The sequence below is a fragment of the Mycobacterium paraffinicum genome, from assembly GCF_025822865.1.
In the GTDB taxonomy this organism is placed as follows: Bacteria; Actinomycetota; Actinomycetes; order Mycobacteriales; family Mycobacteriaceae; genus Mycobacterium; species Mycobacterium paraffinicum.
In genome coordinates this window covers 121196-142224 of the sequence record NZ_JACKUR010000023.1, presented here as the reverse complement: position 1 = coordinate 142224, position 21029 = coordinate 121196, and the positions used below count along the sequence as shown (strand labels likewise).

Annotated in this window: 20 protein-coding genes; 3 read left to right on the top strand and 17 right to left on the bottom strand. The window is 66.8% G+C overall.

The window, feature by feature from the left end:
* The first annotated feature begins 19 nt into the window (after positions 1–19).
* Positions 20–1129, top strand: coding sequence for a phosphodiester glycosidase family protein (locus H7J89_RS12905; RefSeq protein WP_264044267.1), 1110 nt, complete (start codon positions 20–22; stop codon positions 1127–1129).
* Here the strand turns inward: H7J89_RS12905 and H7J89_RS12900 are convergent.
* The 14 genes from H7J89_RS12900 to fadD5 form a co-directional block, all read right to left on the bottom strand.
* Positions 1122–1796, bottom strand: a complete 675-nt coding sequence (locus H7J89_RS12900; protein ID WP_264044090.1) for a YoaK family protein — start codon at positions 1794–1796, stop codon at positions 1122–1124. The two genes, H7J89_RS12905 and H7J89_RS12900, sit on opposite strands and share 8 nt — an antisense overlap.
* 18 nt (positions 1797–1814) lie before the next feature.
* The gene (locus H7J89_RS12895) at positions 1815–2525 is read right to left on the bottom strand and encodes an Mce protein (RefSeq protein WP_264044089.1); all 711 of its coding nucleotides are present in this window, start codon (positions 2523–2525) and stop codon (positions 1815–1817) included.
* Positions 2492–3046 carry an Rv1363c family protein gene (locus H7J89_RS12890; protein ID WP_264044088.1) on the bottom strand — a complete coding sequence of 185 codons (555 nt, stop codon included), beginning with the start codon at positions 3044–3046 and terminating at the stop codon, positions 2492–2494. The genes H7J89_RS12895 and H7J89_RS12890 overlap by 34 nt, the downstream gene beginning before the upstream one ends.
* Positions 3043–4014, bottom strand: a complete 972-nt coding sequence (locus H7J89_RS12885) for an RDD family protein (protein WP_264044087.1) — start codon at positions 4012–4014, stop codon at positions 3043–3045. The genes H7J89_RS12890 and H7J89_RS12885 overlap by 4 nt, the downstream gene beginning before the upstream one ends.
* Entirely contained in the window at positions 4011–4850 is an 840-nt protein-coding gene (locus H7J89_RS12880) for an Rv1363c family protein (protein ID WP_372513771.1), read from the bottom strand. Before H7J89_RS12880 ends, H7J89_RS12885 begins: the two co-directional genes overlap by 4 nt.
* Positions 4820–6370: a virulence factor Mce family protein gene (locus tag H7J89_RS12875; protein WP_264044086.1), complete on the bottom strand. Its 1551-nt coding sequence runs from the start codon at positions 6368–6370 to the stop codon at positions 4820–4822. The genes H7J89_RS12880 and H7J89_RS12875 overlap by 31 nt, the downstream gene beginning before the upstream one ends.
* Positions 6364–7515: a virulence factor Mce family protein gene (locus tag H7J89_RS12870; RefSeq protein WP_264044085.1), complete on the bottom strand. Its 1152-nt coding sequence runs from the start codon at positions 7513–7515 to the stop codon at positions 6364–6366. The genes H7J89_RS12875 and H7J89_RS12870 overlap by 7 nt, the downstream gene beginning before the upstream one ends.
* A gap of 89 nt (positions 7516–7604) precedes the next feature.
* Positions 7605–9218: a virulence factor Mce family protein gene (locus H7J89_RS12865; RefSeq protein ID WP_264044084.1), complete on the bottom strand. Its 1614-nt coding sequence runs from the start codon at positions 9216–9218 to the stop codon at positions 7605–7607.
* Positions 9215–10807 carry a virulence factor Mce family protein gene (locus H7J89_RS12860; protein WP_264044083.1) on the bottom strand — a complete coding sequence of 531 codons (1593 nt, stop codon included), beginning with the start codon at positions 10805–10807 and terminating at the stop codon, positions 9215–9217. The genes H7J89_RS12865 and H7J89_RS12860 overlap by 4 nt, the downstream gene beginning before the upstream one ends.
* Entirely contained in the window at positions 10804–11844 is a 1041-nt protein-coding gene (locus tag H7J89_RS12855; RefSeq protein ID WP_264044082.1) for a virulence factor Mce family protein, read from the bottom strand. Before H7J89_RS12855 ends, H7J89_RS12860 begins: the two co-directional genes overlap by 4 nt.
* The gene (locus H7J89_RS12850) at positions 11841–13142 is read right to left on the bottom strand and encodes an MCE family protein (protein ID WP_264044081.1); all 1302 of its coding nucleotides are present in this window, start codon (positions 13140–13142) and stop codon (positions 11841–11843) included. The genes H7J89_RS12855 and H7J89_RS12850 overlap by 4 nt, the downstream gene beginning before the upstream one ends.
* Before the next feature lie 4 nt (positions 13143–13146).
* Positions 13147–14016 (bottom strand): MlaE family ABC transporter permease, encoded by an 870-nt coding sequence (locus H7J89_RS12845; protein WP_264044080.1) that lies wholly within the window; start codon positions 14014–14016, stop codon positions 13147–13149.
* Position 14017: 1 nt separating this feature from the next.
* Positions 14018–14833 (bottom strand): MlaE family ABC transporter permease, encoded by an 816-nt coding sequence (locus H7J89_RS12840; RefSeq protein ID WP_067270001.1) that lies wholly within the window; start codon positions 14831–14833, stop codon positions 14018–14020.
* Positions 14834–15105: 272 nt separating this feature from the next.
* Positions 15106–16746 carry a fatty-acid--CoA ligase FadD5 gene (gene fadD5, locus H7J89_RS12835; RefSeq protein WP_264044079.1) on the bottom strand — a complete coding sequence of 547 codons (1641 nt, stop codon included), beginning with the start codon at positions 16744–16746 and terminating at the stop codon, positions 15106–15108.
* Between the two features lie 161 nt (positions 16747–16907).
* On the opposite strand from fadD5, the gene H7J89_RS12830 reads away from it, so the two are divergent.
* The gene (locus tag H7J89_RS12830) at positions 16908–17600 is read left to right on the top strand and encodes a GntR family transcriptional regulator (protein WP_264044078.1); all 693 of its coding nucleotides are present in this window, start codon (positions 16908–16910) and stop codon (positions 17598–17600) included.
* A gap of 76 nt (positions 17601–17676) precedes the next feature.
* Here the strand turns inward: H7J89_RS12830 and H7J89_RS12825 are convergent, their stop codons facing one another.
* Entirely contained in the window at positions 17677–18117 is a 441-nt protein-coding gene (locus tag H7J89_RS12825; protein WP_264044077.1) for an SRPBCC family protein, read from the bottom strand.
* 94 nt (positions 18118–18211) lie between these two features.
* Positions 18212–18703 (bottom strand): acyl-CoA thioesterase, encoded by a 492-nt coding sequence (locus H7J89_RS12820; protein WP_372513770.1) that lies wholly within the window; start codon positions 18701–18703, stop codon positions 18212–18214.
* Between the two features lie 14 nt (positions 18704–18717).
* Between H7J89_RS12820 and H7J89_RS12815 the strand changes: the two genes are divergently transcribed.
* Positions 18718–19827 carry an alcohol dehydrogenase catalytic domain-containing protein gene (locus H7J89_RS12815; protein WP_264044076.1) on the top strand — a complete coding sequence of 370 codons (1110 nt, stop codon included), beginning with the start codon at positions 18718–18720 and terminating at the stop codon, positions 19825–19827.
* 3 nt (positions 19828–19830) lie between these two features.
* On the opposite strand, the gene H7J89_RS12810 is transcribed toward H7J89_RS12815, so the two are convergent.
* Positions 19831–21024 carry an enolase C-terminal domain-like protein gene (locus H7J89_RS12810; protein WP_264044075.1) on the bottom strand — a complete coding sequence of 398 codons (1194 nt, stop codon included), beginning with the start codon at positions 21022–21024 and terminating at the stop codon, positions 19831–19833.
* Positions 21025–21029: the final 5 nt, after the last annotated feature.

Below are 21029 nucleotides of genomic sequence, written 5' to 3'. Positions count from 1 at the left end.
CTGATGATGTTGATGTTGCATCCAGATCAGGGCGGAAAGGGCGATCGTGCTGACCCGACGCGCCAGCTTGCGCCGGCTGGTTTCCGGCTGCACCGCCGCGGTTGCGTTGGTCGCCCTGGCGTGCACGACGGGACAGCCGCTCGCGCACGCCGCCGACGGCCGCGATCTGCTGGCGAACGCCATCAACACCACCAAGGGTTCCTACCTGGTCTATAACTTCGGCCCCGGTCACCCCGCGCCGATGCTCAACGCCGGCGGCAGCTGGTACGAGATGAACAACGGCGGCCACCTGATGATCATCAAGAACGCGGCGGGACGGCTCACGCCCCACCTGCTGGTCGACACCCATCAAGGCGATCAGGCCCGCTGCGAGAACAATCCCGGCGCCCGCACCGGCGAGGGGCTCTGGCAGGCATCGGAACTCTACGCGCCACTGCAGGCGTGGCAGCGGATGGGCCAACCGACGATCGCGATCAACGCGAACTTCTTCGACGTGCGCGGGCAGAAGGCCGGCTCGTGGCGCCAGACCGGCTGCAGCTCACCGCTGGGCGCCTTCGTGGACAACACCCGCGGTCAGGGCCGAGCCAACCAGGTCGTCACCGGCACCGTCGCCTACCCCGGCAAGCAGGGCCTGTCCGGCGGTGGCGAAAACTGGAGCGCCCTGACGACGATGATCCTGCCGTCCGGCGGTGCGCCGTATGTGGTGTGGCCCAGAACGAAGAGCGACTACGATTCCGCGACTCCGGTGGTCCAGGATCTGCTGAACAAGAACGAGCGATTCGTGGCGGTATCCGGCATCGGGCTGTTGGCGCCCGGCCAGACCGGGCAGCTGCACGACGGCGGACCGAGCGCCGCGCGAACGGCTTTGGCGTACTCGCGGCAGAAGGACGAGATGTACGTCTTCGAGGGCGGCAGCTACACGCCGGACAACATGCAAGACCTGTTCCGCGGACTGGGCAGCGACAACGCCGTGCTGCTCGACGGGGGCGGGTCGTCGGCCATCGTGTTGCGCCGCGACACGGGCGGCATGTGGGCCGGCGCGGGCTCGCCGCGGGGAAACTGCGACACCCGGCAGGTGCTCTGCGATACGCACGAGCGGGCGCTGCCCAGCTGGCTGGCCTTCAACTAGCCCGGCCCAAGCGGAATATCAAGAGGCTGGCCGCCACCACCCCCGCCGTGACGGCGAACACGGGTGCGACGACGAATCGTGACATCGTCGCACCCAGGAACGCGCCGGCACACATCGTCAACACGACGCCCAGACGCAACGTCTGTCGGTCGCCCGTGCCGCCGGCCAGGCGGCTGTCCAGACCGAGGCTGACGATCGTCGACGTCAGCACCGTGGTGGACAGCTCCAGGATGCCGAACTGGCGGGCGCTCGAGTGCTGCAGACCGAACGTGACCGCGAGGACGCCGATCATGATCAGCTTGGTGTTGTCGTGATACCGCAGGGTCCCGGTACCGGCCAGCACCGCCAACGCCACCAAAAGAATGATCTCCGTGGACAATACGGTGGTGATCCACCGTAACGTCCGGTCGGCGAAGTGCCGGGATATCCGGCCGCTGAGGATCGTGGTGCACACGAAGGTGGGCAGCGCCACCACGACCGCCGTCAGGTCGATGCTCGTCCTGGGCGCCAGCCAAAAGCCCAGGAAGATAACGTTTCCCGTCATGTTGGCGACGAACACGTGGCCGAGCACCAGGATGCTGATCGAGTCCGCCAGGCCGGTGGCGAAGGTCAACAGCAACAACGCCGCGACGGTCGATCGCTCCGACACCGGCGAGGTAACGGCCATGGGTCGCAGCAGACCGTCTTAAACGTGCGGCGTCAAATCCAGCGACGTGATCGTCGTCATCCTGGTCACCAGCCAGCGGCTCTTCGCGCGCTTCAGGAACAGCCGGTACGACAGGTACTTCAGCGACGGCACGTTCTTGGTCAGCGGGCTGGTGGACGTGGTGTTGGTGTACACGATGACAACGGCATTGGCATCGTCGATCGTCTCGACCGCCGCGCCGGTGACATCGGTGTGGTTGGTGATCTTGGCCTGCTTGTTGGGGGCCACGATGGCGTCGACGAACTTGCGGTATTGCGCCTCGAAGTCCCCACTGAGATAGCGAGACGCGCGGTCCGCGAGGGTGTCCATGTTCTCCGGCGTGTACGTCCACAAGGTGGTGATCGCGTCGGCCGCGGTCCGCGCCACTTTGAGTTTCGTCGCCGCGGCTGCCCGATCGCTCAGGTACGGCTGCACCGCCGCGCCGGCGAACGCCGCCGACCCGACGAACAGCAAAGCGGCCACGACGACGGTGATGGCCAGCCGCTTGCCGGCGAGCCATTTGCGTCGTTTGCGACCGCCGGGTTGCGGCGCGGCCGGCTGGGCGGCACCGCTTTCGGTCGTGGATTCCGCTGCGGCAGAAGAGTCTCCGTCGGCGTCCGCCGACTCGGCGCGCTCCTCGGGCGCCGCATCCGCTGCGGTGGCGCTCCCGTCGGCGGTTAGATCACCTGCTGCAGGTTGCTGATCTTCCACTGGCTTCCTTCCTGCGTGGTGGTCGCCGTCCACCGATTGGCGTTTTCCCAAACTTGTTTACCGTCCGGCGATTTCGAGCTGACCGAGGTGGCCACTATGACGGTGGCGCTGCCGTCGTCGTTCCAGCGCTCCACTCCCGCGTCCAGGACGGTGCCGGTGGCCGGTTCGGCCCGGGCCACCTGCAGCAAGATCTCGTTCGCCTTATCGCGGTACTCCTTGGCGAAGTCGCCGGTCGCCTGGGCGAGTACCCGCATCACGTAATCGTTGGCATGGAATGGATCGATGGAGGTGAACTGCGTCATGAAGCCGGTCACGTAGCTGAGCACCTCGCGATTCTTCGACGCGGCGCGCTCGCGGCTTTGATGGTTGATGAGCATCAGCGTGCACACCGTGATCGCGGCCGTCATGACGAGCGCGGCGAGGGCGGTGGCCAACGGCAGGCCCCACGGGCGCCCAGGCGGCACCGGCTGTGCGACCAGCAACGGCTCCTCACCCGGCTGAAACTTGCGGCGCGGGCTCATTTTCCGTTCCCGGGCGGTTTGGGTTTGGTGAGCACCGTGAGATCGTCGACGAGCCAACGGCCGCCACCGGCTTTGACGAAAGTCACCCGAACGGTGGCGGAGATGTAGCGTTCGTCGGGCGCCGCGCCGCGCCGCCCCTGCATGAACATCAGCATCGTCGCCCGGTCGGGCGACGCGGACTGGATCGCGTGATCGGTCACCCAGTACTCGTTGATGACCGGGTTGCCCTTCTGCACCATGTCCTGCTGGTCGGCCAGCTGCTTACGGTATTTGTCGGTCGCCAACGACAGGGCGCGATTGAAATCGTCGTGCAACGATTTCGGGTCGTAGGTCAGCATCTGCGCGACGATCTTCGGGCCCTGCGTGTCAAGCTGCGCGCGCGTTTGGTCGGTGGCCCGGTCCCGTGCGAACACCGTCGCATAGCTCATCACCGCACCCGCGAGGCAAAGTCCCGCCGCGCCCAGCACCACCACCGTCGTCCACCGCCGCACGTCGAACGCCGGCTCGGCCGATTCCCGCCGCCGCACTTCGCTGCGCAGCAGCATGTCGGCGAAGGTGCGACGTCCCGAATCCCACAGCGGCCAAAGCCATCCCACCACGGATACGGTGTCGAGCAGGTGCGCCAGGTCCCGCAGCAACAGCCCCCACGGCCCGATGGGTTCGCCGTTGCGCCGCACCACAGCGATACCGAACAGAGCCCGTCCCACGCTCCAGCCGGTGACTGTCGGCAGCAGCAGCCGGTTCACCAACACGAGCAGGACGACGACCCCGATGACCACGATGCACAGCCACCACCACACGCCGCCGGCCGGAACGGTGAAACCGGCCAGCGCCATCACCGCCACCACCGCAGTACCGGGCAGGACGTCGACGGCGAGCGCGCCGGCGCGAACATGCCACGGCGCCAACACCTTCCGCGGGGACTCCTGGACGGCCGTGGCCGGTGGTTTCTCGACCACCACCGTCACTTCGTCACCTGGTCGAGCTTGGCTATCTTGTATTGCCCTTCGGCCTGGGCCATCTTCACGCGCAGGCGATACCCGGTTTCGTTCTGTGTTTGGTCGTTGGCGACCTTGACGCGGACCGCGACGAGCACCTCGACCGAACCATCGGGGTTGTTGCGCTCGACCGCCGCCCGCATGTCGGACACCTGGACATGAACGTTGGCGGCCTGATACGCCTGAACGAGCATGCTGGTGTAGAGCAGGGCTTGCGAGCGGAAGGCGTCGGTGCCGCAGTCGATGATCTTCTGCTCACTCGCCGCCATCGCGTTGGTATCGGGCGCCTGGGTCGCCGAAACGCAGTCGACGGCCGCCTTGAGCGCCGCGGCGTCGTTGCGGGCTATCACCTGGCTTTCGTGGTGGTAGTGCAACGCGAAATATCCACCGGCGCCGACGCCCGCCGCGCAGAGCACGAGCACCGCCGCGATGCCGGCCAACCAGCCGCGGCCCAGCCGCGACGGACGACGGTCGACCGCCTCGCCCGGTCCGCCATCGGGTTCCGCCGGCTCGTCGGCGGCGGTCTCGGGGGCGGCCTGCTCGGTCGCGTCCCCGGGTTCCGCCGGCTTGTCGGCGGCTGGCTCGTCGGCGGCCACCTTGGCCGCGGGCGCCTCCTCGGCGGTCACGTCGGGAGTCGTCGACTCGATGCCCCCATCGGGCGCTGCGGAATCCTCGGGCGTCGCGTCGGAATCGATCGGGTCGACGGCGGGCGTCGGGTCCTGGTCCTTCAGACGCCGTCCGCGCAGACGATGAAACTTCGGCATCGGTGGGGGGTTCAGCCGGCTGGTGCCAGCATCTCCTTCCATCCGTCGTCTCCTGTTCTGGCCGAGTTCTCGACGGAGTATTTAACTCCATCTGGCCCTACCAGCTCACCGCTCTGGGGACTGTAGACCGCCGCGGGAGGCCCGCTGGGGGTATAGACACACGGGTTGGGCTGCTGGCCGTTGCACTGCACGGTACCCGACCCCGGCCGCGACAAGGGATCGCTGGTCGGCGGGGGCGTCCCGGACACCCGGTCCGAGGGAGCCGGGTTCAGGCCGGTGTCGATCGACGGCGCCGGGATCACCTGTCCGGGCTTCACGGGCTGGTCGCAGCGCGCCGCCGGTGCGGGGCAGGTCACGATCTGGTTGGGATCGCCATACCAGGGGTTGGTACCTGCGGGCACGTACGGCTTCGGGTCGCGGCACTCCCGGGGGGTGGCCGCCCGCTTGCCCGGGACGTCGACGCAAGGCATGTTTCGGGATCCGCGGACGCCGTTGGCCGGGGTGTCCATCGGAATCTTGCAGTACGTGCCCGACGGCAGCGGCTGCATGCTGGTGTCAGCCGGGGACCGCCACTCCGAGGCCGGAATGAAGCCGGTCAGGCAGGGCGGCGGCTGGTTGATCGGCAATGCCAGGTCCAGGTCTGCCATGTTCGGGTTTGCCAGGCCCACCGTCTGGACGATCGACGCGCCCTGCGGCAAGAAGACCAAGAGCTGCTCGACGCCGGCGTGATACCGCTTTAGCAGGTCGAACACCACCTCGAGATTCGCCAGCGTCTGCGGCAGCGACTCCCGCACGTCGTTGAAGACGTCGTTGATCTGGTCGGCCGTCGGCGCCGCCTGGCGCAGCACACTTTTCACGTGCGCGTCTTCCTGCGCGGACTGCGCGCCCAGTCGGTTCAGGTTGCGCGCCCAGCGTTCGATGGCGTCACTCGACTTGACCTGGCTGTCCAGCACCGGGCCCGAGTTCTGGATGATGTCGTTGACGTCGGTGATGTCGGTCTTGAAATCACCGACGATCGCCTGCGTGGAGTCCACCAGCCGCTGCAGGGCTGGACCTAGGCCGCCCACCGATTGCGCTGTCTCATCGAGCAATTGGGCGATCTTGTCCTTGGGCAGCACGGCCAAGCCGCGGTTGGCCGTGTCCAGCGCCGGCCCGATCTCGGCGGGCACCGTGCCCTTGGTGATCGTCTGCCCCTCCGATAGGAACTTGCCGGGATTGCCGGTCGATTCCAGATCCAGGTACTGCTCACCGACCGCCGACACCGAGTGCACGTTGGCCGTCGCGTCGATCGGAATCTTGTACCGGCTATCGATGCTCATCGTCGCCTCCGCGCCGCGCTCGGTCGGCTCGACGTCGGTGACCTTCCCGATGGTGATGCCGCGGTACGTCACGTTCGCCGTCGGGTACAAACCACCCGACGCGGGCAGCTCGGCCTTGAGCGTGTAGCGACCGATCCCAGCCAGGCTCGGGAGCTGCAGGTAGTACACCCCGAGGACGAGCAGCGAGATGACAGTCAGGATTCCGAACGCGATCAGCTGGCGTCTGATGAAAGGAGTCAGCAATTCCTGTCGCCCCTTTCCACCAGTGGCCCACCGGGCGCGTCGTTCGGGTTCGGCGTGTAGCGCACGTCGGGAATCATCGTCTCGGGATCACGCCCGTACGACTGCTCGAGCGCGCGCAGAGAGCCCGACAATCCGGTGCCGGTGAGGAACGCGTTGTCGACGGCACTGTAGGTCACGTCGAGCGTCAGCGAGAGGTTGAGGTAGTCACCCCGGAAGATCTTCGGCACGGTGTCGATGTCGAAGGGCTGGGTGAGGATGAGCTTCAATGCGCCAAGCAAATATGGTGAGGCGCGGCCCAACTCCTTCAGCGGGCATTGCAGCGCCTGCAGGTCGGTGTGCAGCGGCCCACGCGCTTCCGACAGGTACTGGTCGGCGGCCTGGCTGAGCCGTCCCACCGCGTCGACGGCGTTGATCAGCAGGTTCTTGTTGTCGGCGAAATGCTTGATCAGCGGCGGGATGTCGGTGAGCACCCGGTCCAGGACGTCGGCCCGCGCACCCACGTACGTGAGCAGCCGGTTGGTCGAGTCGATCGCGTGGGTGATGTCGTCACGCTGCTGGTTGAGCTGGTTGGTAAAGGTGTCCAGCTTGCCGAGGAAGGACCGGATCGCCTCGCCCCGCCCGTTGAAGATGTTGTAGACCTCGTTCTGCAGCACTTCGAGGTTGGGGATGCCGCCCCCGCGCAGGATCAGCGACAGGCTGGCCAGCGTCTGCTCGGTGGTCGGATAGGACGAGGAGTCCTTCAGCGGAATGGTGTCGCCGCTCTTGAGCAATTCCCGCGAGGGGTTCGGCGGCGAGGCCAGCTCGACGTGCTGGGAACCCAGCAGCGAGGTCTGGCCGATCTTGGCGATGGCGTTCTTCGGCAGCTTGGTGTTCTTGTCGACACCCAGCGTCAGGGTGGCGATCCAGTTCTTCAACTCGATTTTCTTGATCGACCCGACGAAGACGTCGGCGACCATCACCTTGCTGTTGCCGTTGATCGCCAGGGTGTCGGGCACCTGGACGTAGATCGTCATCGCGCCCGAGCCGCTGCCCGGCCCGCCGGGGATCGCGACGTTGGAGATCCCGCGCCAGCCGCACGAACTCAACACCAGCGCCGCCGCCAGGACCACCAGCCCCTCCCAGGTACCGCGGCGAATCAAACCCATAGCGTGCCTCGTCGGCCCATGGTTCGGCTTGCTCCTCGCGCGTCCCGCGCTCGTCCCATGCCTCGTCGGCCCATGATGCGGCTTGCTCGTCACTGGCCACCCCCCATGTCAGCCGGGACGGCCGGCCCGCCCGCGTTGGGCGCAGGCGCCGCCACCGGCGCCGGCGTTGGGGCGACCGGCCCCGGGGCCACGTTCGGCCCGGGCGGCGGCGGCTGGATCGGCACCGGCGCGTTCAGCCCGATCGGCGGCACGATCGGGTTCTCGTCGTAGGCGTTCGGCGGGCCCGGCGGCGTCTGCAGGTCCGATTGGACCGGGGCGATGTTGGGGCCTCCCATGAGCTCGGCCAGCGAGTCGGGGGTCATCAAGCCCGCCGTGATCGGCCCGACCTGCTGCCCCTGCATCCCGGGCGCGACGATCCAGCCGGGCTGGGTGTTGCGGTGCGACGTCGGGGTGTCCGGGACCCAGATGCCGGGCACGGTGGTGTCCTTATAGCCGTTCGGCGGCTGCAGTCGCGGCTCGGAGTAGGCGATCTCCTTCGGCAGGACCTCCGCCGTGCTGAACAGGTTCGCTCCGAACGGCAGGTAATTGAACTTGATGCTGTCGAGGATCGGTGCCAGATATTGGGCGCACAGTTCGGCCGACTCTTGGTACCCGAGCCGGCTGCCCGCCTGGATCGAGCTACAGATGAACTGCATCGGGTTGGCGAAACTCGTGATCGCGGGAATGGCGACCACCGAACCGTGCGACGGGTGATAGACCTGGTTGATGTTCGAAGCGGCCGTCGGGAGGATGTGCAGCGCCGTCTCCAACCCGTTCAGCGGGTCCGGCTGCAGGATCGTGTTGGTCACCGTGGCCAGGTTGTTGATGTCGTAGGTCAGGACCCCGCGGTTCTTGTCCAAGAACGGGCGCACGGTGGACAGCAGGCCGTCGAACTGCTCGATCGCGTTCGCCAGGTCCGTGTCGTTGTGCGCGAGCCGGGTGGTGAAGTCGGCCAGGTTCTGGTTCAGCGCGACGAACTGCTGGTCGTCCTTGTGCAGCGCGTTGACGAACAACGCCAGGCTCTTCACCACTGCGAAGAAGTCGCCGCGGCCGTCGTTCAACGCTGTCAACGCCTGCGACAGGTTGGTTAGCGTCGAATTGATCTCCTTGCCCTTGCCGGCAAGGCCGTTGGCGTAGGACTCGATCACCTCACCGAACGGCCCCGTCGGCTGCTCCGGCGTCGGCCCCAGCTTGGAGATGATGTTGGTGATGCTGTTGCGCAGCTGGTCCCACTCGACGGGGACCTGCGTGCGCTCCTCGGGGATCACGGCGTTGTCGGCCAGCACCGGTCCGCCCTTGTACGGCGGCTCCAGCTGAATGGCTCGTGATGCTACCAACGTCGGGTTGAGGATGACGGCGTTGGCGTTGGCGGGGACCCGGTACTTGTTCTCGTAGTGGAAGGTGACCTTCATCTTGTCGCCGGCCGGCTCGATCTTGTCGATCGCGCCCACCCGCAACCCCATGATCTGGACCTTGTCGCCCGGGTAGAGGGCGTTGGCCGCCGGGAAGTAGGCCACCACGGTGTTGTTGGTCAGCTTCTGGTACAGCTTCCAGCCGACGAACCCGGCGACCAGGGCCAGCACGATCACCAGCGATCCGATGATCACGGTCGCCCGGGTCAGCTTCGGTAGGCGGATGTTGCGGATGTCAAAGGCGGTGCTCAATTCTGGCTACCTCCCCCCGCAGCGCCGCTGCCGCCGGTTCCGCCCGGATTGATGAACGGCGCCGGTAGCTGGTTCCCCGGCCCGGGTGGGGCCGCCGGTCCCGGCGGGAAGCCCGGTGCGAACGTCGACGGAGGCGGCGTCGGCCCCGCCGGCGCCAGGTTCTCGGTGCGCGCCCCCGGCGGCGCCTGCGCAGGCAGCGGCACGGGCGTGCCCGGGACGTCCGGTGGCGGGTCGCCCGGCCGTCCGGCGATCGGGATGCCCGGTGTGGGTGGCAGACCGCCCGGGTTCGCCGGCGAGGTCAGCACATCGACCGGTGCCGGGAAGCCCGGGCCGCCGAACGGTCCGATGCCACCACCGGCGCAGGGCAGCGGGTTCCATGGCCGCGGCAGACCCTCGTCGCCGACGGTCACGTTGCCGCCCGGGTTAGCCGGGGTATAGGAGCAGGGCGACCCGGGAGGAACGGCCGGCCCCGGGTGCTCCGGCGTGCCCTCCAGCACCGGGGGCGCCGGCGGCGGCGCGCCGTTCGGGAGCCGGGTGCCGTTCGGGTCGGGCCACCGGAATTCGGGCAGCCCGGCGCTGCGCCAGAAGTTCTCCGGGTCGATGCCGCGCTTCTTAAATGCTGCGTCGACCCAGGGCTGCAGAATCTGATAAGGGGCAAGATTGTGCAGGACCACCTTGAAAAACGGTCCCGACGAGATCGCCTCGTTCAACGACGGCAAAAATTTGCCCACCTCGGTCAGCCCCACTGCGACGTCGTCTTTGCGCTCCTTCAAGATGTCGCTGACGGTGCGCAGCTGTTCAAGCACATGGTTGAGGTTGGGGTTGTCGTTGATCAAACCCTTGACCTGTTCGGAGAAGGCGGCGACATTGGACAGCAGCGCGTTGATGGCCTGGCCGCGCTCGTTGAAGGCAACCAGCAGGTTCTTCGCGTTGACCAGCAGGCGGTCCACCTGGTCGCTGCGGTCGCCGAGGACGCTCGCCACCTGGTTGGCCTGGGCCAGCAGATGTTTCACCTGCTCGTCGCGCTTGCCGATGGTGTCGGAGAACTTGGCGACGCCGTCCAGGGCCGCGCTCAGGTGCGGGTAGGTCTGGTCGATGGTCTGCGACAGCACGTGCAGCGATTCCTTGACCGTGTCGATATTCCAGCCCTGGGCGGCCTTGGTGACGTCGAAGAACGCGTCGTAGATCTGGTAGGGCGTGGTGCTCTGACCGATCGGCAACGAGTCTCCGGGCCTCAGTTTCTGGTTGCCCCGCGCCTCGACGTCGACGATCTTCTTGCCGAGGATGGTGTCGGTCTTGATGGCGAGCCGGCTCTCGGTGCCGATGGTCGCGGTGCCGAGGTTGAATTTGACCAGGATGTGATCGCCTTCGATGTTGAGGGCCTCGACCTTTCCAACGTCCACACCGGCGATGCGCACCTTGTCGCCGACGCCGATACCGCCGGTGTCAGTGAACTGGCCGTAGTAGTGCGGTTTGGCCATCAGCATCGGGACGCTCGTGAAGCTTTGGCCGACGCCGATGACGAGCAGCGTCACGATGATGCCCATCAGGCCGATGCGAACCCGGTTGGGTGGTTCCAGCGTCCTCATTGCGGGGTGCACCTACCCGTCGGCTGCTGGAAGAGCCGGACCGTGCGGACCGGGCCGCCGGGCTGCAGCCCGTTGATCTTGATGCTGATGTCGCAGGCGTAGTAGTTGACAAAGTCCCCGTAGGAACCGATGGCGCGTCCGATCATGTTCAACGCGGTTGGCACCTTCTTGAAATAATCGTTGAGCCCTTCGCGCTGGTCGATGAGCGGCTGCTGGATAGCGTCCAAGTAGTTGAGGGTTTTGTGCAGCAGCCCGCGGTCCTCGGCGAGCAGATCGGCGACCGTCCCGGCCGCGTTGCTGAAGTGCGCGGTCCCGCCCGCCAGCTGGTCACCGTGATCCTTCAGCCCGGTTATCAGGACCTCGAGGTTGTTGACCGTCTGGTCGAATTGCTGCCGGTGCCGGACGGTGGTGTCCAGGACGATGTTCAGGTTCTTGATGACCTCGCCGATCGCCTGGTCGCGCTCACCGAGTTGGTTGGTTAGCTGCGCGGTCTGGTCGAGGATGTCGTTGATGGTGCCGCCCTGGCCCTGGAATACCGTGATCAACGCGGTTGCGATGGTGTTCACCTTCTGCGGGTCCAGCGCCCGGAACAGCGGCTTGAAACCGCCGATCAGGGCGTCGAGGTCCAACGCCGGCGATGTCCGCGACATCGGAATGAAGCCGCCCGGGGGCAATACCTTCTGGGCCCCCTCGCCATCGCCGCGTTTGAGCTCCAGGTAGCGGTTGCCGATCAGGTCGAGGTAGCGAATCTGCGCCGTCGTCGACTGGTACAGCGGCACCGAGCGGTCGACGTTGAACTTCACCCGCGCCCGCTTGCCGCCGTCGGCCAGCTCGACCGTGTCGACCTTACCGATCTCCACGCCCGAGGCGCGGACGAACTGGCCCGCCCGCAGCCCGCTGACGTTGGTGAATTCGGCCGCGTAGGAGTTCGTGCTGTCGAATCGCATCTGCCCGAAGACGACGATGATCATCACAGTGAAGACCAGCAGCACCAAGGAGAAGATGCTGAGCCTGACGATGGTTCCGGTGATTTTCATGGGTTGATCGTGTTATCCCCTACTTGGCGGCCCCAGACGTACTCGATGGCGTATGGGGAACCGGTTTCGAGGTGGTTGTACGGCGCGATGCTGTTACCGGTGTCCATAATTAATTCGGGCGTGGGCCAAAGACTGTGGGTGATTTGCTGCCAGCAGCCTGGCGCGCCACCCGGCCCGCCGCGGGAGTTCACGCGCGGCAAGTTTTCCGGGTAGATATAAGGGTTCGGACCGCCGGCCACCACTCCTGCTAGACCACCGACGAGGGTGGCGAGGGTGGCGACCGCCGACACGGGGTTGGCCAGTAGCCCGAGCCCGGACAGCAACTGCGTGTGGCTGTTTTGCGAATATCCGTTGCCGCCGAGGAATGCGGCTGCCTTGGGCTCAACATCGTGGTAATTACGCAGGGTGCAAAAGATTTCAGGGCTGTAGGTGTCCAGCAGCTGGGCGGAGGGCACCAAATCCGCCGCCCCGCGCGCCAGGTATGGGCCGCCCCGGTTGAAGATGTCGGCGCCGGTATTACCGAACCCGGCCGCCGATAGCAGGGCCTGGTCCAAATCCTTCTGCTGGGCGTTGATGGTGCGCGAGGTGATCACCGCGTTGTTGAGGAAATCGATCAGGTCCGGCGCGGCGTCCGCATAGGTGTCGCCGAGTCCGGCCAGCTGCTGAATGTCGTGGCGGACCTGCGGCATCTGCGGGTTGACGTCGTCGAGGATCGCGTTGGCGTTGACCACCGACTGTCCGAACCGATCGCCCAGCCCGGTCAGCGCCTGGGCCGCCGCGCTCAGCGTCAGGTTCAGCTTGACCGGGTCGACCTTCTCCGCGATCGAGGTAACGGTCTGGAACAGGGTGTTGATCTCGGTGGTCACCGACCGCGCGTCGATCACGGTGTGCGGGTTGAGCTTTTGCGGCGACGGGTTCTTCGGCGTCGTCAGCGACACGTACTTGCCGCCGAACACCGTGGTCGCCTTGATGTCGGCGTTGACGTTGGACGGGATCAGCGACAGATACCGCGGATACACGTCCAGGGTGAACTTGGCGGCGGGCTTGCCGTCGCGCACCGTCTCGGAGATGTCGGCCACCCGGCCGATCTCCACGCCGTTGTAGGTGACCTTCGAGCCCGGGTCCATCACCAGGCCCGCCCGCGACGCCAGCATCGTCAGCTTGGTCTTGGGAGTGAAGTTGCCGCGGAACTGCCCGTAGACCAGGACCAACGCCACCAGGGCGATGATCAAAGCGGCGGCGCCGGCCAGCTTGTACGGCGGGTTGCGGGGCTTGTTGACCTTAACTGGGGATGTCATGGGGCTACACCGTGAGGGCGAAGTTGGGGTTGACGCCGTAGAGCGCCAACGCGGCTGCCAGGACGACGACCTGCACCGACACGAGCGAGAAACGCATCGATCGGCCGACAGCCTCTCCGACGCCGACGGGCCCCCCGCCGGCGTTGTATCCGTAGAAGCAATGGGTGATCATCACGACCGCCGTGATGATGATCGCCTCGAGGAACGACCAGAACACGTCGTCGGGACGCAGGAACGTCCGGAAATAGTGCTCGTAGGTTCCGTTCGATTGGCCGTAGAGCACCGTGGTGGTGATCTGCGGCGAGAGGAACGACATGATCATCGCCAGCGAGTAGAGCGGAATGATGACGACCAGGCCGGCCATGATCCGGGTGGTCGCCAGGAAGGAGATCGACTTGATGCCCATGACTTCCAAGGCGTCGATCTCTTCGCTGATCCGCATGGCGCCCAGCTCGGCGGTGGCGCCGGCGCCGACAGTGGCGGCCATCGCGATGCCCGTGACGACGGGGGCGGCGATGCGCACGTTGATCAGGGCGGCGAAGAAGCCGGTGAACGCCTCGACGCCGATATTGCCCAGCGAGGCAAAGCCCTGGATTGCGACCAGGGAGCTACCCGACAGGGTCACGAAGCCGACGATCGCGACGGTGCCGCCGATGACGGCCATGGCACCGGTGCCCATGCCGATCTGGGCGATCAAGCGCAGGGTCTCCTTGCGGTAGTTGCGCAGCGCGTGCGGGACGTGACCGAGGGCCACCACCCCGAACCAGGCCATTTGGCCGACGTCGTCAAGGCCGCGGGCGGCGGCACCGCCGTAGCGGTTGAGGTTTTCTGCCGCCCGCGGGAAGCGGGCGCGCAACACGGCAGTGCTGGACATGTCAGTGGCCCGTTCCGAATCGAACGCCGATGGTGGTCAGCACGACGTTGACGGCGTACAACGCGACGACGCAGAGCACGACGGTCTCGTTGACCGCGGTGCCGAGCCCCTTCGACCCGCCGCGCACGGTAAGCCCGCGGTAGCAGCCCACCAGCCCGGCGATCAGGCCGAAGGTCGCGGCCTTGACGGTCGCAATGACCACCTCGGGCAAACCCGTGATCGTCGTTAGGGTCGCCAGGTAGGCGCCGCCCGAGACGTTTTGCAGGTAGACGCCGAACAGGTAGCCGCCGACCAGGCCGACGGTTATCACCAGGCCGTTGAGCAGCGTGGCCACCAGGGTCGCGGCGATCACCCGGGGAACCACCAGCCGGTGGATCGGATCGATGCCGAGGACCTCCATGGCGTCGATTTCCTCGCGGATGGTGCGCGCACCAAGGTCAGCACAGATCGCCGTCGAACCGGCGCCGGCCACCACCAGCACCGTGGTCAGCGGGCCGAGCTGGGTGACGGCGCCGATCGCCGCGCCCGCGCCGGACAAGTCGGCGGCGCCGAACTGGGCCAGTAGCACGTTGAGCGTAAAGATCAGCAGGACGGTCAGCGGGATCGACACCATGATGGTCGGCAGGAACGCCACCCGCATGATGAACCAGCACTGCAACACGAATTCGCGCCATTGGAATGGCCAGCGGAACAGGGCCCTGCCGGTGAGGACGCACATCCGGAAAAATCCCCCAATGAGAGTCAGCGGGGTCTGCAGTTGGTCGCGTACGTAACCGACCAAGTAGGGGCCGCGTCGACTCGCCGACGTCGAAGTCACCGGTCCCCCCTCCAGCAGATACCGCGCGCCTCTCGGCGCGGACGCGGATCGTGTCGCACGCCTCGCCCCCTTGCCGTCCCCTGCAAGAGGGCGGTTCCCCCGACGCGGCCGGGGATGCCCCTGCTCCGCGCCAACCCAACGTGTGTGACCATCGGCTCCCTACTGACAAGTAGTAACGGAGACCACAGGAATGTACCCGATGGCCATGCACGTGTGAACTGCATCCGCACAATTAACCCTTCGTCAACAGCGGGCGAACGTTACAGGTTCCGTCAGCTTTCCTCTCTGGCTGTAAATTCTCTTGCAGTGGGGCGGTTTTCGTCGATATTTGCGCTTCCGTAACGGATTCGTAGCTCCGTCTTGAGCACCTTGCCGGCCGGGTTACGCGGCAGGGCGTCGACGATTTCGAGCGCTTTCGGATGCTTGTAGCGGGCCAGCCGCTCGGTGAGGAATTCGCCGAGTTCGTCGAGCAGCAGCTGGTCGCCGGCGATGGCCGCGACCGCGACCGGCACCTCGCCCCACTTCTCGTGGGCGCGTCCGATGACCGCGACTTCGACGATCTTGGGATGACTGGCCAGAACGTTTTCCACCTCTGCGCAATAAATGTTCTCGCCGCCCGAGATGATCATGTCCTTCTTGCGATCCACCACCCAGACGTAGCCCTCCTCGTCCATCCGGACGAGGTCCCCGGAGTGAAACCAACCACCCGCGAACGCCTCCGCCGTGGCTTCCGGATTGTCCCAGTAGCCACTCATCAAAGTCGGTGCGCGGTAGACGATCTCGCCCACCTCACCGATCGGCACGTCGTTCATGTTCTCGTCGACCACGCGCGCGGCAACGGTTGGGATCACCTTGCCGACCGAGCCACGTTTGCGAATCGCGTCTTCGCCCAGCAGCATGCAGGTGACCGGCGACATCTCGGTCTGGCCGAAGGCCGCGAGGATCTGCGTGCCCGGGAAGATCGCCGACATCTCGCGCAGCAGCGAATCGGGCGCCGGCGCGGCTCCCCACGACATCACCCGCAGCCTCAGGTCGCGGGGGCGGGCTCGTTGTTCGGCGCACACCGCCTGCCACTGCGCGGGGACCAGGAAGATGCCGGTGACCTTCTCTTCGGCCAGCACGTCGAGCAACTGCCCCGGCTCGAACGCGCCCAGCGGGTAGATCACCGTGGGGATGCCGAGCAGCATCCCGACCAGCATGTTGCCGATGCCGGCGATGTGAAAGAACGGGACCCCGACGAAACCGACGTCGGTGTTGATGTCGGCGCCGTTGGTGTACAGGCCCGTCATGGTCTGTCCGGTCAGGTTGGTGTGGGTCAGTACGGCGCCCTTCGGGCGGCCGGTGGTGCCGGAGGTGTACATGATCAACGCCGGCGAATCGTTGGGGATGTCGACGGGCTCGTGCGACGGCCCGCTCTCGTTGATCAGGTCCTCGTAACCGAGCACGCTGTCGTCGCCCGCCCCGCCGGCGACGATAATCGTCTCCAGTAATGGCTCGACGTCACGAACACCGGTGGCCACCGGGGCGAGCACCGATTCGGTGATCAGCACGCGGGCCGCGCAATCCTGAACGAGGAAGCCGATCTCGGCGGCGGTGAGCCGGAAGTTCAGCGGGACCGCGATGCCGCCGAGCATGTTGATTGCCAGCACCGACTCGACGAATTCGGGGCGGTTGAGCATCAGCACCATGACCCGATCGCCGAAGCCGACTCCCCGACGACTCAACGCATCGGCCAGCGCCGAAACCCGGCCCTGCAATTCACCCCACGTCGTGGTTTTCCCCAGGAAACGCAGTGCTGCCGCGCCCGGCTGCATGAGGGCATGCCGTTCGAGCTGGTTCACCCAGTTCTGGCGCCGGGCCAGATACGGCTGCTCGGTCGCCTGCGCCAGATGGCTCGCTAATTGCGCGGTCAACTCAAGCCTTTCCCTTCACTCGCGCACCGCTTGCGCCAGGTTGATATTTGATAAAACATGGTGTTGTCTGGGTCACATTATGGCCTTAACGCCCAGCTGACAAGCCCCGACCGAAGTTTCAAACCAACCTCCGCGACGCCCCGAAAGCCCTGGCAGCCCCCGTGAACGCACCGATATCCACGCGACCGAGGAGCCGACGGCCACTGCGCCGGGCGCAGCTGTCCGATGAGGTCGCGGGCCACCTTCGGGCGGCGATCATGTCCGGGGCGTTGCGGCCGGGAAGGTTCATCCGCCTCGACGAGACCGCGGCCGAGCTCGGCGTGAGCGTCACGCCGGTGCGCGAAGCGCTGCTGAAGCTGCGCGGCGAGGGGATGGTGCAACTCGAACCGCACCGGGGTCACGTGGTGCTGCCACTGACGCGCCAGGACATCGAGGACATCTTCTGGCTGCAGGCCACCATCGCCAAGGAGCTGGCGGCCGCGGCCACCGATCACATCACCGACGCCGAGATCGCCGAGCTCGAGCGCATCAACGAGGCGCTCGCCGCGGCGGTTGGGTCCGGCGACGCCGAGACGATCGCAGGCATCGAGTTCGCGTTCCATCGGGTCTTCAACCAGGCGAGCGGGCGGATCAAGCTGGCCTGGTTCCTGCTCAACGCCGCGCGCTACATGCCGGTGCTGGTGTACGCGGCCGATCAGCAATGGGGCACCGCCGCCGTCGACAACCACCGGCAGCTGATCGCGGCGTTGCGCCGGCGCGACGCCGCCGCCGTGATCGAGCACACCGTGTGGCAGTTCACCGACGCGGCGGCGAGGCTGACGGAAATGCGGGACCGCACCGGCATCTTCGACTAGCGGCGATCACGAGCGCGGCCGCAAGGCCGGGCGAAGTGGGTCGCCGCCATCTTCGACTAGCGGCGATCGCGAGCGTCTAGCCCGCGGCCAGCTCCTCGGCGCGCCGCTTGAGGCTTTCGGCCAGGTGGTCCAGCACGTTGTTGAGGAGCTGCTTCACCATCGGCGCCGGAACCGGCATCGAGGTTTCGACGTCGAGGTCCACGGTCAACAAGCTCGACGCTCCCATCGCCACGACGCTGAACAGCTGCTCCTGCTTGGTGAAGAGATCGCCCTGCTGCAGCACGGTCTGGATCTGGTTTTCCCCGGGGTAGTACACGGCCTGGATGAACATGCTCTGCATGCCCTGGTAGTCGGTGTCGAGCCGCAGCTGGCTGGGGCGCCCGTCGTCGTATCTGGCGAGCACCCAGAGGCCCTTGATCTCCTCGTTCCACTGCGGGTAGGCCTCGAAGTCCGCGACGATCGCCATGATCAAGGCCGCGTCGGCGCTGACCTCGACGGTCTTGCTCATAACGGGCATTGGCGAAGCATAGCCGGGTGGGCGACGCACTCCCGCAGTGCGGCCGGGCCCGCGGTTTCGCACGAAAGCCCCGGTCCCGCGGGCGATCTCAGGCTTATCGGTCCACGCGTGCCGACGACAGCAACGAGCGGACGGGGTCGGGGATCTCGACCGGCTTGCGACTGGACCGGTCGACGTAGACGTGCACCCAATGGCCCAGCGCGGTGGTGGGCTGCGCCTGCTCTGCATGCGCCGCCCGGAACACGCCGAGCCGGTACGTGACGCTGCTGCGGCCCAGCCGGGTCACCGCCAGGCCCACCGCGAGGTCTTCGGGGAAGTGCAGTTCCGAGTAGTACCGGCAGCCCGACTCGGCGACGATGCCCAGCGTGGGGGTGGTGAGCGGGTCGAGCCCGGTGCTGGTGTTGATCCAGGCGTTGATGGCGGTGTCGAACAACTGGTAGTACACCGCGTTGTTGAGGTGGCCGAACATGTCGTTGTCGGCCCACCGGGTTCCGACCGGCCACAGCACGGGGAAGTCGTCACTGGTGAGCCCGTCCGGCGCCGGCGGTACCACCGGAGCCGGCGAGGCCGGGGGTTCCGAAGCCATGGTTGTATTCCAACATGGTTCAGATTCGGGGGGCCGTGCTGGACCGGGTCGGTCTCGCTCGGCCGTACGCCGATTCCCGGCCGATCCGAGTTGTCGATCTCGACCTGGACCCGCCGGGCAGCGACGAGGTGATGATCCGCATCGAGGCGGCCGGGGTGTGCCACTCCGATCTGTCGGTGGTGGACGGCAACCGGGTGCGGCCGGTGCCGATGCTGCTCGGTCACGAGGCGGCCGGAATCGTCGAGCAGGTTGGTGACGGCGTGTCCGACCTCGCCGTGGGTCAGCGGGTGGTGCTGGTGTTCCTGCCGCGGTGCGGTCACTGCGCGGCCTGCGCGACCCAGGGCCTGACCCCGTGCGAGCCGGGCAGCGCGGCCAACGCCGCGGGGACCCTGCTGGGCGGCGACATCCGACTCCACCACGCCGGCCACCGGGTGTATCACCACCTCGGGGTGTCGGGATTCGCGACGCACGCGGTGGTCAACCGGGCAAGTGCGGTTCCGGTGCCGCCGGACGTGCCGCCCGACGTCGCCGCGCTGCTGGGGTGCGCCGTGCTGACGGGTGGGGGCGCCGTGCTCAACGTCGGCAATCCGCAGCCGGCGCAGACAGTCGCCGTTGTCGGCCTGGGCGGTGTCGGCATGGCGGCGGTGCTCACCGCCCTCACCTATGACGGCGTGCGCGTGGTCGCCGTCGACCAATTGCCGGACAAGCTGACCGCCGCCCGCGCCCTGGGCGCGCACGAGGCGTACACGCCGCAGCAGGCCGCCGACGCCCGGGTGAAGGCCGCCGTGGTCGTCGAAGCCGTCGGCCATCCCGCCGCACTCGAGACGGCCATCGCGCTTACCGCGCCGGGCGGCCGCACCATCACCGTCGGCCTGCCACCGCCGGATGCGCGAATCACCGTGTCGCCGTTGGGTTTTGTGGCCGAGGGGCGCTCGCTGATCGGCAGTTACCTGGGTTCGGCGGTGCCCGGCCGCGACATCCCGCGGTTCGTCGCTCTCTGGCAAGCGGGCCGGCTGCCGGTGGAATCGCTGGTGTCGTCGTCGATCCGGTTGGATGAGATCAACGAGGCGATGGACAAGCTGGCCGACGGTACCGCCGTGCGGCAGCTCATCAGGTTCGACTAGCCGCTATCTCGGGTGCAGGGGCGCGACGGGTTCCACCGCCGAGTCCGGCATGCGGTGTTCTTCGATGTATTCCCAACGGATTTCGTAGCCCAGCCCGGGGGCCGACGGTATCTCGACGAACCCGTCCGGGGTGAGCGGATCGCAGGGTGAGTTCAGATACGGCGGCGCGGCGTCGTATCTAGCCCCGGGCCCCAGCAGGCCGCGCTCGTAGTACTCGCAGACGTCTTCGCTGGTGGCGCCGAGCACCTGCAGGTTGCCGAAGCCGCTCATGTGCAGCTCGCACCGCATGCCGACCGCCTCGCACATCCCCGCCAGCTTCATCACGCCGGTAATGCCTCCGCGCAGCGCGTCGATGCGGCTGATGTCGGAGGCATGGCGCAGTATCCAATCCGCCCGGGTGTAGATCCCGCCCTCGGCGATCTCGGGAGAGCAGATCGGGATGTCGAGTTCGTCGCCGAGCCGCCGGTAGGCCTCAACCCGGTACTCCGGCATCGGGTGCTCGTACCAGTAGAAACCCAGCCGCTGAAGCTCGCGGCCGACCCGCAGCGCGTCCTCGTGGGTGTGGTAGGTGCCCCAGGGGTCGAACATCAGCACCATCTCGTCGCCCACCGCCGCCCGAACCTCGCGGCACACCCGGATGTCCCAGTCCACGTAGGACGGCCGCGGCAGGGCGAACTGGCCTGTCGCGGGATTCCAGTAGTGGTAGGGGTGAATCTTGTAGGCGCGGTAGCCCTGACGCTTGCATTCGACGGCGTGGGCGGCGTAGTCGTCGGGCGATCCGAGGTTGTTGAAACTGCTGGCATAAGCCTTCACCCGGTCGCGCGCCCCGCCGAGCAGTTTGTGCGCCGGCAACCCGGTAACCCGTCCGGCCAGATCCCACAGGACCAGATCGATTACGCTGCAGACGTTTTCGGGGAGCTTCGCCGCCCACAGTTGCCGCCAGATCTCCGCCCTGTCAAACGGGTCCTGGCCGACCAGCAGCGGGCTCAGGAATTGGGTGATCAGCGCCTGATCCCCGGGGAGCAGGCCGTCCTGGTCGCCGTGGAAGTGGCCGCCGAAGTAGTAGCCCTCGATCCCCTCGTCGGTGACCACCTTGGTCACGGTCTGCACCACGCGATAGTCGGTCATCAGCTGGCCGAACGAGATTCGGTCGACGAACGTCTCGAACGGCACCACCTCGAGGCCCGTGATCTTCATGGCAA

Excerpts from the sequence above, each read along its gene's own strand:
- H7J89_RS12890 (WP_264044088.1), bottom strand. The coding sequence starts at position 3,046 with ATGAGCCCGCGCCGCAAGTTTCAGCCGGGTGAGGAGCCGTTGCTGGTC.
- H7J89_RS12900 (WP_264044090.1), bottom strand. The coding sequence starts at position 1,796 with ATGGCCGTTACCTCGCCGGTGTCGGAGCGATCGACCGTCGCGGCGTTG.
- H7J89_RS12810 (WP_264044075.1), bottom strand. The coding sequence starts at position 21,024 with ATGAAGATCACGGGCCTCGAGGTGGTGCCGTTCGAGACGTTCGTCGAC.
- H7J89_RS12815 (WP_264044076.1), top strand. The coding sequence starts at position 18,718 with ATGGTTCAGATTCGGGGGGCCGTGCTGGACCGGGTCGGTCTCGCTCGG.
- H7J89_RS12825 (WP_264044077.1), bottom strand. The coding sequence starts at position 18,117 with ATGCCCGTTATGAGCAAGACCGTCGAGGTCAGCGCCGACGCGGCCTTG.
- H7J89_RS12845 (WP_264044080.1), bottom strand. The coding sequence starts at position 14,016 with ATGTCCAGCACTGCCGTGTTGCGCGCCCGCTTCCCGCGGGCGGCAGAA.
- H7J89_RS12880 (WP_372513771.1), bottom strand. The coding sequence starts at position 4,850 with ATGGAAGGAGATGCTGGCACCAGCCGGCTGAACCCCCCACCGATGCCG.
- H7J89_RS12860 (WP_264044083.1), bottom strand. The coding sequence starts at position 10,807 with ATGAGGACGCTGGAACCACCCAACCGGGTTCGCATCGGCCTGATGGGC.
- H7J89_RS12820 (WP_372513770.1), bottom strand. The coding sequence starts at position 18,703 with ATGGCTTCGGAACCCCCGGCCTCGCCGGCTCCGGTGGTACCGCCGGCG.
- H7J89_RS12855 (WP_264044082.1), bottom strand. The coding sequence starts at position 11,844 with ATGAAAATCACCGGAACCATCGTCAGGCTCAGCATCTTCTCCTTGGTG.
- H7J89_RS12870 (WP_264044085.1), bottom strand. The coding sequence starts at position 7,515 with ATGGGTTTGATTCGCCGCGGTACCTGGGAGGGGCTGGTGGTCCTGGCG.
- H7J89_RS12850 (WP_264044081.1), bottom strand. The coding sequence starts at position 13,142 with ATGACATCCCCAGTTAAGGTCAACAAGCCCCGCAACCCGCCGTACAAG.